The sequence below is a fragment of the Runella sp. SP2 genome (genome assembly GCF_003711225.1).
Lineage (GTDB): Bacteria > Bacteroidota > Bacteroidia > Cytophagales > Spirosomataceae > Runella.
The window spans coordinates 7,172,520-7,189,364 of the sequence record NZ_CP031030.1; the positions used below are offsets into that span (position 1 = coordinate 7,172,520).

The 16,845-nt window shown below is 46.0% G+C and carries 12 protein-coding genes; 9 read left to right on the forward strand and 3 right to left on the reverse strand.

Annotated features, from left to right (window positions below; translation table 11 throughout):
- Window positions 1-5 precede the first annotated feature (5 nt).
- Entirely contained in the window at window positions 6-1,115 is a 1,110-nt protein-coding gene (locus DTQ70_RS28870) for a hypothetical protein (protein WP_122934021.1), read from the forward strand.
- 11 nt (window positions 1,116-1,126) lie between these two features.
- Here the strand turns inward: DTQ70_RS28870 and DTQ70_RS28875 are convergent, their stop codons facing one another.
- A complete protein-coding gene (locus DTQ70_RS28875) occupies window positions 1,127-1,999 on the reverse strand; it encodes an AraC family transcriptional regulator (RefSeq protein WP_122934022.1) in 873 nt (290 codons plus the stop codon).
- Between the two features lie 168 nt (window positions 2,000-2,167).
- Here DTQ70_RS28875 and DTQ70_RS28880 point away from each other — a divergent pair, with 168 nt between their 5' ends.
- From DTQ70_RS28880 to DTQ70_RS28900, 5 genes are all read left to right on the forward strand, one after another.
- A complete protein-coding gene (locus DTQ70_RS28880) occupies window positions 2,168-4,639 on the forward strand; it encodes a glycosyl hydrolase family 95 catalytic domain-containing protein (protein ID WP_122934023.1) in 2,472 nt (823 codons plus the stop codon).
- 250 nt (window positions 4,640-4,889) lie between these two features.
- Entirely contained in the window at window positions 4,890-8,048 is a 3,159-nt protein-coding gene (locus DTQ70_RS28885; protein WP_229600033.1) for a TonB-dependent receptor, read from the forward strand.
- A 42-nt stretch (window positions 8,049-8,090) separates the two neighbouring features.
- Window positions 8,091-9,608, forward strand: a complete 1,518-nt coding sequence (locus DTQ70_RS28890; protein ID WP_122934024.1) for a RagB/SusD family nutrient uptake outer membrane protein — start codon at window positions 8,091-8,093, stop codon at window positions 9,606-9,608.
- Between the two features lie 83 nt (window positions 9,609-9,691).
- Complete coding sequence (locus DTQ70_RS28895; RefSeq protein WP_122934025.1) at window positions 9,692-9,898, forward strand: hypothetical protein; 207 nt, start codon at window positions 9,692-9,694, stop codon at window positions 9,896-9,898.
- 37 nt (window positions 9,899-9,935) lie between these two features.
- Window positions 9,936-11,072: an exo-alpha-sialidase gene (locus DTQ70_RS28900; RefSeq protein WP_229600034.1), complete on the forward strand. Its 1,137-nt coding sequence runs from the start codon at window positions 9,936-9,938 to the stop codon at window positions 11,070-11,072.
- On the opposite strand, the gene DTQ70_RS28905 is transcribed toward DTQ70_RS28900, so the two are convergent.
- On the reverse strand, window positions 11,044-11,802 hold the full coding sequence (locus DTQ70_RS28905; RefSeq protein WP_122934026.1) for a LytTR family DNA-binding domain-containing protein: 759 nt from the start codon (window positions 11,800-11,802) through the stop codon (window positions 11,044-11,046). The two genes, DTQ70_RS28900 and DTQ70_RS28905, sit on opposite strands and share 29 nt — an antisense overlap.
- The gene (locus DTQ70_RS28910; RefSeq protein WP_122934027.1) at window positions 11,777-12,898 is read right to left on the reverse strand and encodes a sensor histidine kinase; all 1,122 of its coding nucleotides are present in this window, start codon (window positions 12,896-12,898) and stop codon (window positions 11,777-11,779) included. Before DTQ70_RS28910 ends, DTQ70_RS28905 begins: the two co-directional genes overlap by 26 nt.
- Before the next feature lie 244 nt (window positions 12,899-13,142).
- Here DTQ70_RS28910 and rsmH point away from each other — a divergent pair, with 244 nt between their 5' ends.
- The 3 genes from rsmH to DTQ70_RS28925 are packed head-to-tail and all read left to right on the forward strand — an operon-like array spanning window position 13,143 to window position 16,688.
- Complete coding sequence (rsmH, locus tag DTQ70_RS28915) at window positions 13,143-14,045, forward strand: 16S rRNA (cytosine(1402)-N(4))-methyltransferase RsmH (protein ID WP_122934028.1); 903 nt, start codon at window positions 13,143-13,145, stop codon at window positions 14,043-14,045.
- Between the two features lie 21 nt (window positions 14,046-14,066).
- Window positions 14,067-14,459, forward strand: a complete 393-nt coding sequence (locus DTQ70_RS28920) for an FtsL-like putative cell division protein (protein WP_122934029.1) — start codon at window positions 14,067-14,069, stop codon at window positions 14,457-14,459.
- A gap of 30 nt (window positions 14,460-14,489) precedes the next feature.
- Window positions 14,490-16,688, forward strand: coding sequence for a penicillin-binding protein (locus DTQ70_RS28925; protein WP_122934030.1), 2,199 nt, complete (start codon window positions 14,490-14,492; stop codon window positions 16,686-16,688).
- The last annotated feature ends 157 nt before the right edge of the window (window positions 16,689-16,845 follow it).

Sequence of the window (16,845 nt, forward strand, 5' to 3'; positions counted from 1 at the left end):
CAACCATGAAAACAACCCTCTTAATGTGTCTCCTTGCTACGAACTGTAGCTGGGCTGCCGACTCCCTCATTGTGAATGCAGGCCCTGCAAGCCGCGTTATTTTTTACGGAAAAACGCCCGCAGATTTACAAAAGCTTGAGCGTTTGGATTTAAACAAACTTCTACGTGACCTGAATCAAACCAAAGATTCTACGTTGGGACACATTCAGCTGAGTTCAGCGCCTTATCGTGCAACGGCCAAGCCACTTCCCAAATGGCAACAATACTGGCAAGCGTACAAGAAAAACACCTTTTTTAACTTGCATCTGGGAATGGGTAGTTATACTTTTTTTAACCAGCCCATTGATCGGTATGAATACCTTAGGCTCAATGACCCTTCGATTTTTATGGAAAATGCACCCAACAAAGGACTTGTTATTTCGAACTCACTTTGGTTACGAACCCGTTCGGTGGTAGGCGTGAGTTTGGTGCATGACGCCTATTGGTGGAACGGTAAACGAATGGGAATGAAATTTAGGTACGGAGTAGGGGTAGAAGCACTAGGTTTGAGGTATCAATATTCCAATGTGGTAAAAGTGGACAGTGAATTGTTTCCGAATAACGAATGGTCGTCACCCAGATCTGATTATTATCAGAATACGTTGATGCTTAGGCCAGAGCAAACCGATGTGCGTGCGTTTAGTTATAATTTTCAACTGATGCCCAAGGTGTTTCTCAAAAACAAAAAAGGAAAAGAAACTTTCTCTTTGGGTTTGGGAGTGCGTTACAACGTAAGTAGGATGAAACAGCCATTGGATGGTGGTGGGATGATCGTTGGGTGGGGCGTTTATCCAATAGATTCAGATAAAGTTTTGGGAGGTCGAGTTACGGCCACCAGCGGCCCCATTGTTGCTTCTAAGGATATGTATTTCTTTGCGAAGGAGGGTGGCCTGAAAAACTTTACTTATATGGCAGAAATGGGTTACCGAAGCGTGTCGCTTTTTTTTAATTATACGCCTTCATTTACTCAAATTACCCCTAGCTTGACGAGGTTCTCTACCAGCAATGCCCAATATTACAATCAGCAAAGTGGCAAGCTCGGGTTTATCAATTTTGGGGTAAAAATAGGCCGTTAGTCTCCTTTCCGCTACTTATCTGCGTGGGCTTTTTGGTACGAAAACGGACTCATGCCTGTAATGTTTTTGAACTGCTTATAAAAACAAGTGAAGTTGTTGAAACCACTTTCAAAACAAATTTGCTTGATGGCCATGGGCGTGTTAATGAGTAACTTACAGGCATTGCCTACCCGTATTTCGAGCAAAAACTGAGAGTACGATTTACCCGTTCGGTGCTTGAAATACCGACAAAAAGAGTTGGGCGTTAGTCCCGCCAACGACGCAATGTCTTGCAGTTTTATTTTGTTATGAAAATTCTGGAGGGTGTATTTATAAATGCCATGAAGGCGTTCATTCTCCAGATCGGAGGCGTCGTATTGAAAACTAAGGGAAGATAATAAGTCATTTTCGTCGCAGTGCTGAGCCAATAATATACATTGAATCAGGGCGATGAGTTGGTAAGTGCCCTCGGTGGCGAAAATGACTTCTATTTGTTGGGCCACTTGTTGGCTCAATTCTTCTGAAAAAGAGATGCCCCGCTTGGCTTTATCAAGGACATTTTTAAGCATTTTATTCTCGGGGAGTTGTAGAAATTGGCTCCCCCAAAAATCTTCCGTAAAATGAATGACGGAAGAATAAAACTCACTTCCTTTTGGGCAATCTATTTTTTCTTCGTGGTCAAAGTGCCAATAATGCGGTAAATTTGCCCCTACCAGCACTACATCGCCAGGTTTAAAGCGTCGGATACTGTCGCCAATAAACTGCGTTCCGCTGCCTCGGTGAAACCAAACCAATTCGACCTCTTTATGGCAGTGCCAACGGTTGTTGATGTTCGGAATTGGATCTCGACGAAGGCTAAAAGAACGATTAGGGCTAATAGCAACTTGTAAAAGCTGGGGTTTCATAGTTAAAAAATTAGCAGAAAATATCCGTTTATATCTGTTTCGTAGTTAAAATAACTTATAATCTTGATAATTTCCAAATTTATACTGGATTAGAAATACACGTACTTTGTAAAACCAATAGTTCTATTTCTAATCATAGCCTTAACTCCATAAGTTTCTACACGCATTATGAAGTACTTTTTCAAATCTTTTGCCTTCCTCTTTTTATGTTATTTTCAAACCTTTGGCCAATCGAGCCAAAAACTATGGTATGCCAAGCCCGCCGAAAGGTGGGTGGAGGCATTGCCAGTGGGCAATGGTCGAATCGGTGCAATGGTGTTTGGCGGTGTCAATGAAGAGTTGATACAGTTGAACGAATCAACGCTGTGGTCGGGTGGTCCGCTCAAAAAGAACGTCAACCCCGAAGCGCATCAATACCTCAGTGCCATCCGCGAGGCGTTGTTGGAAAAAGAAGATTATTCAAAAGCCAACGAACTCACCAAAAAAATGCAAGGGTTTTATACCGAATCGTACTTGCCGTTGGCCGATTTGATGATTAAGCACCGTTTGACAAATGGCACGCCAACGGCTTACTACCGCGACCTTGACATTTCAAAAGCTATATCCACCACCCGTTTCACCGTGGACGGGGTCACTTACGTTCGGGAAGGTTTCGTTTCGGCACCTGCCAATGTGTTTGTGGTACGTTTGAGTGCTGATAAGTCGAAACAACTTAATCTAGACATCAATACGCGTTCCAAACTACGGATTCAAAAACAACCGTTGAGCAATACCGAATTGGTCGTCAATGGCAAAGCTCCAGCGAAAGTGGACCCGTCTTATTATAACCCTAAAGGCCGTACTCCTGTCATTTACGAAGATGCCGAAGGCTGTAATGGAATGCGTTTTCAGTACCGAATCAAGGCGGTTGCCAAAGATGGTTCGGTAAAAACCGACACCGCAGGTATCCACATTGAGAAGGCCAGTGAAGTAGTTTTGTACATTGTGGCTGCTACCAGTTTTAACGGCTACGACAAATGCCCCGACAAAGACGGAAAAGACGAAAAACAACTGGCGGCTGGTTTCCTGACCAAAGCCCTAGCGCAGCCCTACGCGACTTTATTGAAACAACATCAGAGCGAATATCAATCGTATTTTAACCGTTGCCAGTTGACGATTAAAGACACGTTGAATGCCAATACAACCCCAGTTCCAACCGACGAGCAGCTAAAAGCATATACAGCAGGGCGTTACAATCCTGATTTGGAAGTGCTTTATTTTCAGTATGGTCGCTATTTGCTGATTTCGTCGTCGCGCCCAGGAGGGCCGCCTGCCAACTTGCAAGGAATTTGGAACAAAGAGCTTCGTGCCCCGTGGAGTTCCAATTATACCATCAATATCAATACCGAAATGAACTACTGGCCTGCCGAAGTGACCAACCTTTCGGAAATGCACCAACCGCTGCTTGATTGGATTCAGCATTTGGCCAAAACAGGTCACGAAACGGCCCACGATTACTACCGCGCCAAAGGATGGGTTGCGAACCACAATTCCGACATTTGGGCGTTGAGTAATGCCGTGGGCGACGTAGGTGCAGGTGACCCCGTTTGGGCAAATTGGCCTATGGGTGGCAATTGGCTGTGTCAACATTTGTGGGAGCATTATCGGTTTACGGGCGATAAAAAGTTTTTGGCCGAAAAAGCCTACCCTGTCATGAAAGAAGCCGCTCTTTTTAGCCTCGATTGGTTGGTGACAAACAAAGACGGCTACCTCGTAACTGCCCCTTCTACTACGCCTGAAAATAAGTTTTTTGACGCGGCTGGCAAGCAACAAGGGGTATCGGTAGGAACTACAATGGATATGTCGATTATCTGGGATTTGTTTACTAACCTTATTGATGCCTCAACAGTTTTAGGCCAAGACAAAGAATTTAGAGAGCTGTTGATTGCCAAGCGAAACAAGCTGTTGCCGTTGCAGATTGGTAGCAAAGGTCAATTGTTGGAATGGTCGAAAGACTTCAAAGAGACAGACCCGTACCATCGCCACGTATCGCATTTGTTTGGTTTACACCCAGGGCGTCAGATTACGAAAGAAACGCCTGCCTTTTTTAACGCGGCTAGAAAGACCTTGGAGCTACGCGGCGACGAAGGAACGGGCTGGAGCAAAGGCTGGAAAATCAACTTTTGGACCCGATTGCTGGACGGCGATCACGCTTATACCCTCATTCGGGAGTTATTGAAATATACCAATGAAACAGGTACCATCATGAGCCGTGGTGGAGGAACCTACCCTAACTTATTCGACGCTCACCCACCTTTTCAGATAGATGGGAACTTTGCAGGAACGGCGGGTATGGCCGAAATGCTCATTCAAAGTCATCAAGATAAAGTACACTTATTGCCTGCGATACCTACCAGTTGGCCATCGGGCAAAGTCAGTGGTTTGCGTGGGCGCGGAGGGTTTGAAGTATCAATGCAATGGGAAAAAAATACCTTGACCCAAGCTCAAGTTAAGTCTATAAACGGCGAAGAATTGCGCCTGCTCACCCACAAACCCGTGACCGTACAAGGAACAAATACTACTTCCGTAAAGACGGCTGACGGGTACTTGCTGCAATTAAAAACCCAAAAAAATAAAACCTATTTACTGACGGTGAAATAATGCACGAAGCATTAAAAAATAAGGAGTTACTATCAATGACAAATAGTAACTCCTTTGCTATCGCTATGCCTAAAATGTGAAAAATAGCCTCCAAATAAGTCGGATTTGTACAAATATTTTACGGTTTTATCCATTCTTTCGCTCCCTTGTGGGTCTTAAATTTGTCTAACCATTTCACTGAATCTTCCTATGGAAAACAACCCTAACATCTGTTCATTTACCAAATTCTAACCTTTAATCATTTTACTTTATGGCAATTCATTCTACGCCTTTTGAAAGGAGTACAGGCATCCCTTTGCCCCAAAAACGGGTGATGTACACAACGCAAGACAGTAACAAACAAGAATTTTTTACCCTAACGCGTCGGTTACGCATTGGCTTTAGGGCTAGTGTATTGGCGTTGCTGATGTTGTTGGGGGGCATGGTGCAAGGGGCTTTTGCACAAAACCGACAAATCTCAGGGACGGTTTTTGACGCCAGCGGCGTGCCTTTGCCTGGTACGAGCGTGAAAGTAAAGGGTACGGTGACAGGTACCATCTCCGACGTCAACGGCAAGTACAGTGTTCAGGCTGCCAACAATGCCACGTTGGTATTTAGCTACATTGGGTATATTTCGCAGGAAGTACTGACCGATAGCCGAAGCGTCTATGATGTAACACTCCAAGCCGACGCCTCCGCCCTTTCGGAAGTGGTCGTGGTGGGCTATGGCACGCAGAAAAAAGTAAACCTGTCGGGGTCGGTAGCCACGGTTTCAGGCACAGAGTTGACGCAGCGCCCCGTGCCCAACATGCAAAACCTATTGCAAGGTCGCGTAGCAGGTTTGGACATTATCCAAAGTACGGGCGAGCCAGGCCGCGACGATGCCTCTTTCCAGCTCAGGGGATTTGGGTCGTTTGGTGCTTCTTCGGCTCCTTTGGTCTTGGTTGATGGGGTCATTGCTTCTATCAAGAACCTTTCGCCGCAAGACATTGAAAGTGTGACAGTTTTGAAAGATGCCGCGTCGGCTTCTATCTACGGTGCGAGGGCTGCCAACGGGGTTATTTTGATTACGACCAAAAAAGGAAAAGCAGGCAAAACCCAGATTGAATACAACGGAAGCATGGGTGTAAGCGAAGCCACAAAATACCCCGAGCTGATTACCAATTCAGCCACGTATATGGAAATGTACAATTCGGCGCGCCTTCGTAGTGGACAGCCTGCGCTTTATACCCAAGCCCAAATTGATTTGTACAAAAACAACCCCAACAGCGACAAGTACCCCAATTTTAATTGGTTGGACCATGTGCTAGGCAAAGGCCCGATTCAAAATCACCATATCGGGTTTTCGGGTGGAAACGAGCAGACGATTTACAATGCCTCTTTCAATTACTTAGACCAACAAAGTATTACCAAAGGGTATAAGTACAAGCGATACAACGGGTTAATTGACTTTTCGTCGCAAGTGCACAAGCGGGTACGCGTTGGAACAAACATCAACTTGTCGTTTCAGGATGCAAAAGCACCTTGGTTGACCAACGACAACTTGTTGTTACTCGCCTACGCCTCAGCACCGACCATGATGCCGTTTTTGCCCGATGGAAGTGGAAGAGCGACTAACCGCGATTTTACGACCAACGGAACAGGAAACCGCAGCGTAGAAGAAGTGTATGCGACGGGTGGACAATTCACCAAAACGTACAATGTCAACGCCCAGGCATTTGCCGAAGTAAGCATTTTGAAAAACTTAAAATGGATGAGTAAGGGGGCTATTACGTATTTCGATGAACAATACAAAAACCGTCAGTACCCAACGCAGTCGTTTGCGTATCAGCCCGACGCTTCAGGAAATTATGTGCAAGTAGCAAACGGTAACCCTAACTTCAACGGGCTTCAACAAAATGAAACCCGCGCTATTACGAAAACCTTTTTCAGTACCCTCAATTACAACACCCAATTTGGTACTGACCATAATCTGAACTTACTGGCGGGTTATGAGCAACAAAACAACTTCACCGAAAACGTAGGTGGTGCTAGATACGACTTCCCAACCACGTCCATTATGGTGCTTGATGGTAGCGGTCCGACCAACCAAACAACCAACGGTGGTGCTTCCGAATGGGCCTTGCAGTCGTTGTTTGGAAGGGCTAATTACGATTTCAAAAACAAATATTTCCTTGAAGGTAACATTCGCTACGACGGAACGTCACGCGTGGGAATCGACAACCGTTGGGGGATTTTTGGCGGAGGTTCGGGGGCGTGGAAGCTTTCGGAAGAAAATTTTATTAAAAACAACGTATCGTGGATTGATAACCTAAAATTGCGCGCTTCGTACGGAACGCTTGGAAACCAAGAAATCGGGAACTACCCTTACCAAGACGTACTCAACCTAACGGCTTATCCATGGACTTCGTCGCTCACAACGGGGGCGCAGTTGACCCGCTTGGTGACCAAAGATTTGAGATGGGAAAAAACGTCGATGTTGGATTTTGGGCTAGACGTTGACTTGTTCAAAGGACTTTTTGGCGCTACCATCGACTGGTACAAACGTGACACCCGCGACATCCTTACGCAGCGCCAAGATTTGCCAAACAGCGTAGGACTTACCGCGCCTATTGTCAATGCAGGAGCGATGCAAAATACGGGGATTGAGTTGGAATTGAGACACAACAAAACCATCAACGAATTCAATTACGGGGTGGGTGTGCTTTTCCACCGCTATCGCAACAAAGTTACCAACTTGTTGGCCGAGACCTTAGGTACAATCGAAATTGGGCAGCCGTATAACAACTTCTTTATGTATGAGTGGGTGGGTATTTTCCAAAGCCAAGACGAAATCAACAGCTCGCCCAAGCAACCTAACTCAGGTACGCTCAAACCAGGTGATTTGAAAATCAGAGACTTAGATGGCAACGGCACCGTTGGCCCCGAAGACCGAGTGCGTATTAGCCGTTTTCCTTCGTACAACTACTCGTTTAACCTCAACGCAGGCTGGAAAGGTTTTAACCTAACGGCGTTTTTCCAAGGGGTACAGGGAATAAAGACCCAAGTGAGCGGTTGGGGGTATGAGCCGTTCCAACAAGGTTCTGCGCCTCCGTTGCGCTTCCTAAACGCTTGGTCGCCTACCAATCCTAGCACGACCGTTCCTGCCGTGTATCAAGTGGGCTACCCAGGGGTGTCAGGTTATACCTCTACGTATTTCTTGCAAGATGCGTCGTATTTGCGTTTGAAAAACTTGTACCTCTCTTACACTTTCAATCAAGACATCCTCAGCAAAGTAGGAGCCAAAGGGTTGATTGTGTATTTCTCGGGTGACAATTTAATTACGTGGACAAAATACGAAGGAAACGACCCCGAAAGAGCAGGTTCAGGACGATTTGCGCAATTCCCTCAGTTGAAAATTTTTACGGGAGGATTGAACATCAAATTTTAGGTGAAACCGCGCTTTAGTACTCATTTTAAACGTTCGACAACAATGAAATTTTATAAAAAATACATGACCCAATGCCTCGCAGCTTTGATGTGCTTCAGCACGTTGAGTTCTTGCGATAAAGACTTTTTGGATAAAAACCCACTGAATGCCATCTCGGGCGCGACATTCTGGAAAACCGAAACCGACGTTACCATGGCGTTGGCGGGGGTGTACCGCACACTTCAAAACGGGATTTATGGCCACCGCAAGCCGTTTTTTGATGCATACTCTGACAATGCCTATGACCGACATAATTATTTTGGGTATCAGGCCGTAACCCTAGGCGTTGTGAACCCAAGTAATGTCAACTCGGGGCTTTACAACCAGCCTTATGCGGGAATTGCGGCTTGTAATTATTTTTTAGAAAACGTGGGTTCAGTCGCGGCGGTGTCGCAAGCCAATAAAGACCTGTACTCGGCCGAAGTACGCTTCTTGCGGGCCATGTACTATTTTGACTTGGTACAAATGTTTGGCGGAGTGGTCTTGTACAAAGTAGCTCCCAAAACCGCCGAAGAAGCCAAAATCAAACAGAGCACCAAAGAAGAAGTACTCGCCTTTGTGTTGGAAGACTTGGATTATGCCATTTCAAAACTACCCGCCACTGCCTATACAGGACGTGTCGTAAAAGCCAGTGCGCAGTTTTTGAAAGCCCGCGTGCGGCTCTACCAACAAAACTGGGCGGAGGCTGCGACCATCACCAACGAGATAATCAACTCAAAGTTGTTTTCGATTTATCAGGGTGGATACGCCAATCTCTTTTTGACAACTACCCAACAAAATAACAACGAGATATTGTTTTCGACCAAATACTTGGCACCTAACAACCCTCAGGGCAACGAAGGAATGTTGGTGGAAATTGGTTGGTACGGTGCCATTGCTCCTTATCAAAACTTGGTGGACGAATACGAAATGACCAACGGGAAGATGATTTCGGAAGCAGGCTCTGGCTACGACGCGGCTAATCCTTACACCAACCGTGACCCACGTTTGCGCATGACGATTAAAGCGCCTGGTGACCCAGAAACGACCAATTTTATCCATACTGACCCACTTCTAACGGGCTTTGCGCAGAAAAAGTACATGGATTTGTCGAAATTGCCGTACGATAGAACCAAGATTCCAGTGACCGACATGAACGTGGTACACATGCGCTATGCCGAAGTACTTTTGGCGTATGCCGAAGCCAAAAACGAAGTGTCGGGGCCTGATGCGAGTATTTACGACGCGCTCAACGCCATTCGTACTCGGACGAGTGTGAAACTCCCTGCGGTGGATCAAACAAAATACAACACCAAAGAATCGTTGCGGGAGTTTATTCGTCACGAGCGCCGCGTGGAATTGGCCTTGGAAGGACACCGTTATTTTGATTTGAAACGCTGGAATGCGATGGCTTCGAGACTAACCGCGGTAAAAAACCCTGCGGGACAAACGTTGGTGTTTGGAGAGAAAAACAACGTGTTGCCGTTCCCTCAGTCGGAAGTGGATAGAAATAAAAGCTTGACGCAGAATACAGGATATTAATTGTTGATTGTTTACCTCTAATCGGGAAGGTGTACGTTTTTTGTATGCCTTCCTTTTGTTTTTAATATGTTGCCGTTCAAGAAATGCTGATGCAAACCGTGGGTGACACGATTTATTTGTTGCCCGCTTGGCCTAAGAACTGGGACGTGGATTTTAAGCTACATGCTCCTAAAAATACAACGATTACAGGGACAGTCAAACAAGGCAAACTGATGAAATTGGAGGTTTTTCCAAAAATGCGTAGGACAAATATTAAAGTAATGGGTAATGTTGGTAGGCAAGGCAAATAAATGCCGTTGGCTATTAGTCTCTTTTCCTAGTTACATCATGATGAATTTGTTAAAACTGCTGAGCGTAAGCTTGGTACTTATGGTTTCTTTTGCGGCTTTTGGGCAAGATGGAAACGTTCTCTTCAAAGCAGGAGACGATGGTTATCAGTGCTTTCGTATTCCTGCGATGGTGACAACCAAAAAAGGAACGTTGCTGGCCTTTGCAGAAGCTCGTAAAAAGGGATGCAACGATGCGGGTGATATTGATTTGGTGTTAAAACGCTCCAACGACGGCGGTAAAACGTGGTCTGAAATGAGTATTGTTTGGGACGACGCCGACAATACCTGTGGTAATCCTGCTCCCGTGGTGGATCAAAAAACTGGCAACATTGTGTTACTCTCGACGTGGAATTTGGGCAGTGATCACGAAAGACAAATCATTGACCAAACCAGTAAAGATACGCGCCGTGTTTTTGTGCTATCGTCCAGCGACGACGGGCTGAGTTGGTCAAAAGCCCGCGAAATCACGGCCGACGTAAAACTTCCCAACTGGACTTGGTACGCCACGGGGCCTTGCAACGGGATTCAGATGCAGTCCAAAAAATATAAAGGGCGATTGGTGATTCCCTGCGACCACATTGAGGCCAATACCAAAAAATATTTTTCGCACAGCATTCATTCCGACGACGGCGGACAAACCTGGCAGTTGGGCGGAACGACGCCTTCCGACCAAGTAAATGAGTGCAGCGTGGCTGAATTGCCCAAGGGAGTTTTAATGCTGAATATGCGCAATTATACGTCGGTACGCGTGCGGCAAGTATCGATGAGCAAAGATGGTGGAGCAACGTGGTCGGAACTGCAACGAGATACTACCCTGATTGAGCCTGTATGTCAAGGAAGTTTGCTGTGGTACGGGAAAAAAGGCAGAAAACCATTGTTGGCTTTTTCCAATCCCGCCCATCAAAAAACAAGAGCCAACATGACAGTGCGGCTATCGTACGACCAAGGCAAGTCGTGGAAGCAAAGCCACGTAGTCTATGAAGGCCCTTCGGCTTATTCCAATTTGGCGATTTTACCCAACGGAAACTTGGCGTGTTTTTACGAAGCAGGCAAAAAAAGTCCTTACGAAAGCATCGTTTTTAAAGAGCTGTCGTTCGACGATTTCACTACGTCCATTTACTCAGAAAAACGCTGAAGGCATCTTTGTACTGGTCGCTGACGGGAATTGTCATCGTCCCAATTTGAATGCTATTTCGGGTGAGGCTGGAGATTTTATCCAACGAAACAATAAACGACCGATGTACCCGCATAAACTTGCGGGGAGGAAGTTTATCTTCCAAAGCCTTTAGGCTCGTCAACGACAAAATAGGTTTGTTGCTTCCCTGAAGGTGAACTTTGACGTAATCCTTTAGCCCTTCGATGTACAAAATATCCTTGAAAGCGACTCGAACAAGCTGGTATTCAACCTTCAAGAAGAGCGAATCTTCTTCGGGTTCGGCGGCAACAGGCGCTGCTGTAACGGCAGGGGTTGGCGCGGGGCGGTTGATTAACTCAAAATACGCCTTGGCTTTGTTGGCAGCCCGCAGAAATTCTTCGTAGTTGAAAGGTTTCAACAAATAGTCTAAGGCATCGACTTTGTAGCCCTCAATGGCAAAATTGTTGAATGCCGTCGTGAAGATAATGCGCGGGCCAGCGCCATTTTGTTGGGCTTGTCCCAAAACCCGCGCAAGCTCAATACCCGTCAAATCGGGCATTTGGATGTCCAAAAAAATGAGGTCAACTTTCTGGTCATGTAACCCTTGTAGTGCTTCTACGGCGCTGGAGTATTTGCCGACCAACGTCAGAAATGGCGTTTTTTCGATAAACACACTGACCAATCCCAAAGCGAGGGGTTCGTCATCAACGGCTATGCAAGTCAGGTTCATAGGAAGGAGTTTGGGTCGATTGCGTTACATTAGGTGTTTGAATCACCAGTAGCACTAAGTATTCGTTGGTGGGGGTTTGCTCGGTGATGTCGAGGCGATAGCGGTTAGGATAAAGCAAATCCAACCGACGGCGGGTATTTACCAAACCAATGCCATTGCTCTCGTCCAAAGTAGGCCCTTTTCCCGAAAAGAGGGTATTTCTAACTTCTACTCTGAGGGTAGCGCCTTCTTGTGTCAAACCTACAAAAATTTCGCTGGGTTGTGTAGCACTGACGCCATGTTTGAAGGCATTTTCCAAAAACGGCAACAAAAGCATGGGCGCAATCGATACATCGTGGTAAGGCTCGGGTTTGTCGAACGTTATTTTGACTTTATCCGTCAAACGCAGTTGCATGAGCTGGATGTAGTCCTGTAAAAATGCAATTTCATGGCTCAGGCTCACCATGCCTTCTTTGGTTTCGTACAACACATACCGCATCATGCGCGAAAGCCGATGTAGCGCCTCACGGGCATGTTCTACGTCGAGCATTGTCAACGCATAGATGTTATTGAGGGTGTTAAAGAAAAAGTGAGGGTTGATTTGTGCCTTTAAAAAAGACAATTCGGACGTTACTTTTTCTTGTTCGAGTTGTTCACGGATGTGTGCGTCTTTTTGCCATTTTTGAACCATCGTCAAGCTGGTACTTGCTCCCAGCGACAAGAGCGAATAAAGCAGGGTAAAGGTATCAAAACGACGCCCCCTAGCTATGCCATCCCATTTTTTATCGGGACGAACGGCCTTGTGCCAAAGCTCAGGTAAATTCAACCAAGACTCCACTCCCTGAATCGTCCAATAAATGACGAATACCACGGCAGCTATCGAGATCAAGTACCACAAGGTGTGGTTTTTAAAAAGCAATTTGGGTATGAGTACTTTGGCGTTAAAATAAAAACTACTGATAAGCAGCACCAAAAGTATCCATTGTTTCACCCAGTATTCATCTGGAACAGCCAGCCGTCCACCAAAGGGTGGCATTAAGACCAGCCCTGAGATGAGGGACCATGCCAAAAGATGAATGACAAGCGGTAGGTTTTTTCTATTCGGATTGAGTAACATGCGTTTCCTAATACAGTATGACGGAACAATCTTACTGAAAAAATAAAAATGATGGTTGTTATAATCGGCAGTTTATGGAAATTTACCGATAAAATACAGACCTGATTCTTTTGGCAATCAATGAATTGGTTAAGTGTCTGTAAAAAAGAAAGTTTAATAACTGTCCCTCTTCTCAACAAGTTGCTAAATTTGTGGCGGTTCGCATACCCATATACTAAAACGAACCCAGCAGCTAAAAACCGAGATGTATCATAACCCAGTATTATTGGAAGAATGTTTGGAAGCATTAGACATACAGCCCGACGGCGTGTATGTGGACGTGACGTTTGGCGGCGGTGGTCACTCAAAAGCGATTTTGGCGCGCTTGGGTGAAAAAGGCCGTTTGTTTGCCTTTGACCAAGACCCCGACGCGCGGGCCAATGCCGAAGCCATCAACGACAAACGCTTAACGTTTGTGGATGCCAATTTTCGTTACCTTCAAAAATACCTTCGCCTGTACGGTGTCAAGCAAGTCAATGGGATTTTGGGCGACTTGGGCGTTTCATCGCACCAGTTTGATACCCCAGAACGGGGTTTTTCTACGCGTTTTGAGGCATCGCTTGACATGCGCATGAACCCCCGAATTGGCAAAACCGCTCGCGATATTATCGATACCTATACCGTGGAGGAATTACACCGTATTTTTGGAATGTACGGCGAACTCCAAAATGCCAAAACTGCGGCGCAGGCCATTGTAGCGGCCCGTGCTAATCGCTCGATTGAAACAGTAACCGACCTCAAGACTGCCCTGCAACGGTTTGCCCCCCGTGGGAAAGAGAACAAATACTTTGCGCAGGTGTTTCAGGCGCTGCGGATTGAGGTAAACGAAGAAATGGCCGTTTTGCAAGAGTTTCTCACGCAGTCGGCCGAAGTGCTCAAGCCTCAGGGGCGTTTGGTGGTGATGTCGTATCATTCATTAGAAGATCGCCTTGTTAAAAACTTCATTGCCAAGGGGAAATTTTTTGGGGAAGTCGAAAAAGATTTTTTTGGAAACGACCTCAAGCCATTGCAAGCCATCACCCGTAAGCCTATTGAAGCCAGTCCTGAGGAAATCGCTGAAAATTCTCGTGCTCGTAGTGCCAAATTACGGGTAGCTGAAAAGTTATAAACCCAAACCCTTAAAATTGTTATGGCTGTTAACGTAGTAGGTGGGCCGAATGCAAATGGTCGCCCAAAGAAGAAAAGCAAAACGGGCAATAGTAAAGTCTTGGGATGGTTGAGCCAATGGTTTAACGTAGAAAATGTAATGGGAGGGAAGCAATTTCCCGTCAAGTACATCGACGGCTCCCTTTTTTTACTATTTCTAGGGCTGATTATGGTCTTTTTCCGAATCAACGCCGAGCGCCAAATGCGCCAATTGCGTAAGTCAAATGAAGAGGTAAATAACTTACGGGCCGAATACACCATCCTGAAAGCCAATTATATGAAGATGGGGAAACAATCGGAATTGGCTCCCAAGGTGGAGGTGTTTGGCATCAAAGAGAGCCGTAAAACACCACAGCGGATTGTGGTGGAAGAGTAGTTTGAGGTTTCCATTTTAAAAAATTAGACGATGCTTTCCCGACCCAAAAATATTCGTGAAGATATATCTCGCCGCTCGTGGATAGTGGCTATTGGCCTGATTGTCCTCGGAGCAGTGGTGATTTATCGTATTTTTTACATCCAGCATTTTGCCCTTCATAAAAATAAGCCTTGGATTGAGTACATGTCAACCACGATGCACATTGATACTATTGAGGCAATGCGCGGAAACATATATTCTAATGACGGGAGTTTGATGGCAACGTCGCTGCCGTATTTTGAAGTATCAATCGACCCCACGGTCACGGATAGTGCGTATTTCTATACGCGCGTTGATTCTGTGGCGACGCTTCTTTCCAATTTATTTAAACAAAGAACGGCTGAAGATTACCGCCGTGAGATGGTTTTTGCACGCCATGAGTTTGAAAAAAATAAGAAAAAAGGAAATCGCAACATTCGGCTGGTGAAACGAAGAATAACGTATCGTGAGTACAATATTATTCTTAACCAGTCTTTTACGGGGGTTGTTTATGACAAAAAAACAAAGAAAAAAGTAAAAGGAACTTGGAAAGGCTGGCCGTTTTTTCGTCGATTTGCCACAACTGGCCGAAGCCGTGGCGGAAAACTGACGGTGGTTTATGAGCGCTATAACCCGTTTGGGTCGCTGGCCGAGCGTACCATTGGTGATTTGGATAAAAAAACACGGCATGGCTCTTTTGGGATAGAGGCTAGTTTTGATAACCGATTGGCAGGGACGCCTGGTATTGGCCTATACCGCGTCTTGGACGACCAAACCTTTATGCCCAACGACGATGACGAAAAAATACAGCCTGTCAATGGTTATGACTTACACACAACCATTGACGTGAATTTTCAGGACATTGCCGAAACAGCCCTGCGCAATACGCTCGAACGCTACAGGGCTTCGTACGGCTCGGTGATTGTGATGGAAGTACAAACGGGGGAGATTCGGGCCATTGCCAACTTGTCGCGCTCCTCCGATTCTACCTATAGTGAAACCTACAACTACGCCTTGGCGGGACTGAGTAACCCTGGTTCTACTTTTAAGTTGCCCACCATGCTGGCGGCTTTTGAAGAAGGGTTGCCGTTAAGTAAAATGTATCATACGGGCAATGGCGTTGCCAAATACCGTTCGGCGGTGATTCGGGATACAAAAAAAACGGGCCACGGCAGCATTACAGCCCAGCAAGTTTTTGAGAAATCGTCGAATGTAGGGGTGCATTTGATTATGAAAGATTATTTCTACGCCCACGGGGACAAGTATGTGGGATACCTGAAACGGTTTCATTTGCGCGAACCTACGGGGATTCACATGAAAGGCGAGCCTGCGCCACGGGTTCGGACGCCGCTGGACAAGCGTTGGAGCAAAACCTCACTGACCTATATGAGCTACGGATACGAGTCGGAGCTGACGCCTTTGCAGATGTTGGCTTTTTACAATGCCATTGCCAACGACGGATATTGGGTGCGCCCCATGATTGTGAAGCAAGTAAAAGATGCCGATAAGGTGATTCAGGAGTATCCAGTGTTTAAAAGCGAAGAACGCATCGCGTCAGAAAACTCAATCAAAAAAGCGCGTACGATTCTCGAAGGAGTAGTGGACCACGGAACAGCTACCAACATTAGAAATGACCATTATAAAATTGCGGGTAAAACAGGAACGGCCCAAAAATTGGTGAATGGACGATACCTGCAAGGGCTGTACAACACGTCGTTTATTGGTTATTTTCCTGCCGACGAGCCGCGCTATACGTGTTTGATTGTCGTTGATAGTCCGCGTGGGTTTAGCATGGAGCAGTTGTACGCGGGAAGTGTGGCTGCGCCCGTGTTTAAGGAAGTGGCTGATCGTATCATTGGGTACGACATCAAAATGCACCCACCGTTGACGAAGCAAAAAAATAAAACATCGGAAATGCAGAAGCAACTGCGGGCGGGACATTCGGATGATATTCGGATTGTGGCCGAAGAAATGGACATCGAAGCGCCTGTAAACGTAGATGGCTGGGTAGAGGCAAAGAAAGACGGTGACAAAATTGCGTGGGCCAACCGCGATACGGATCCTACAAAAGTGCCTAATTTGAAAGGAATGTCGCTACGTGATGCCTTGTATCTGCTCGAAAACCACGGCTTCAAGGTCAAATATTCGGGGCGGGGAAAAGTGGCTTCTTATACCAATCAGGGAGGCGTGTATTCGCTGGTGCTGAGGTAGAGGGCGAATGCAAAAAAAATGCTTTAAACAAACAAGGCTTGGCGAAATTTTCGCCAAGCCTTGTTTGTTATATGGAGCGTTCGCGAGGTTTTGAGAAACCTCGGTTTTCGGTTTTGAGAAACCGAAAACACACAACCGAAAATCTGAAAACACACAA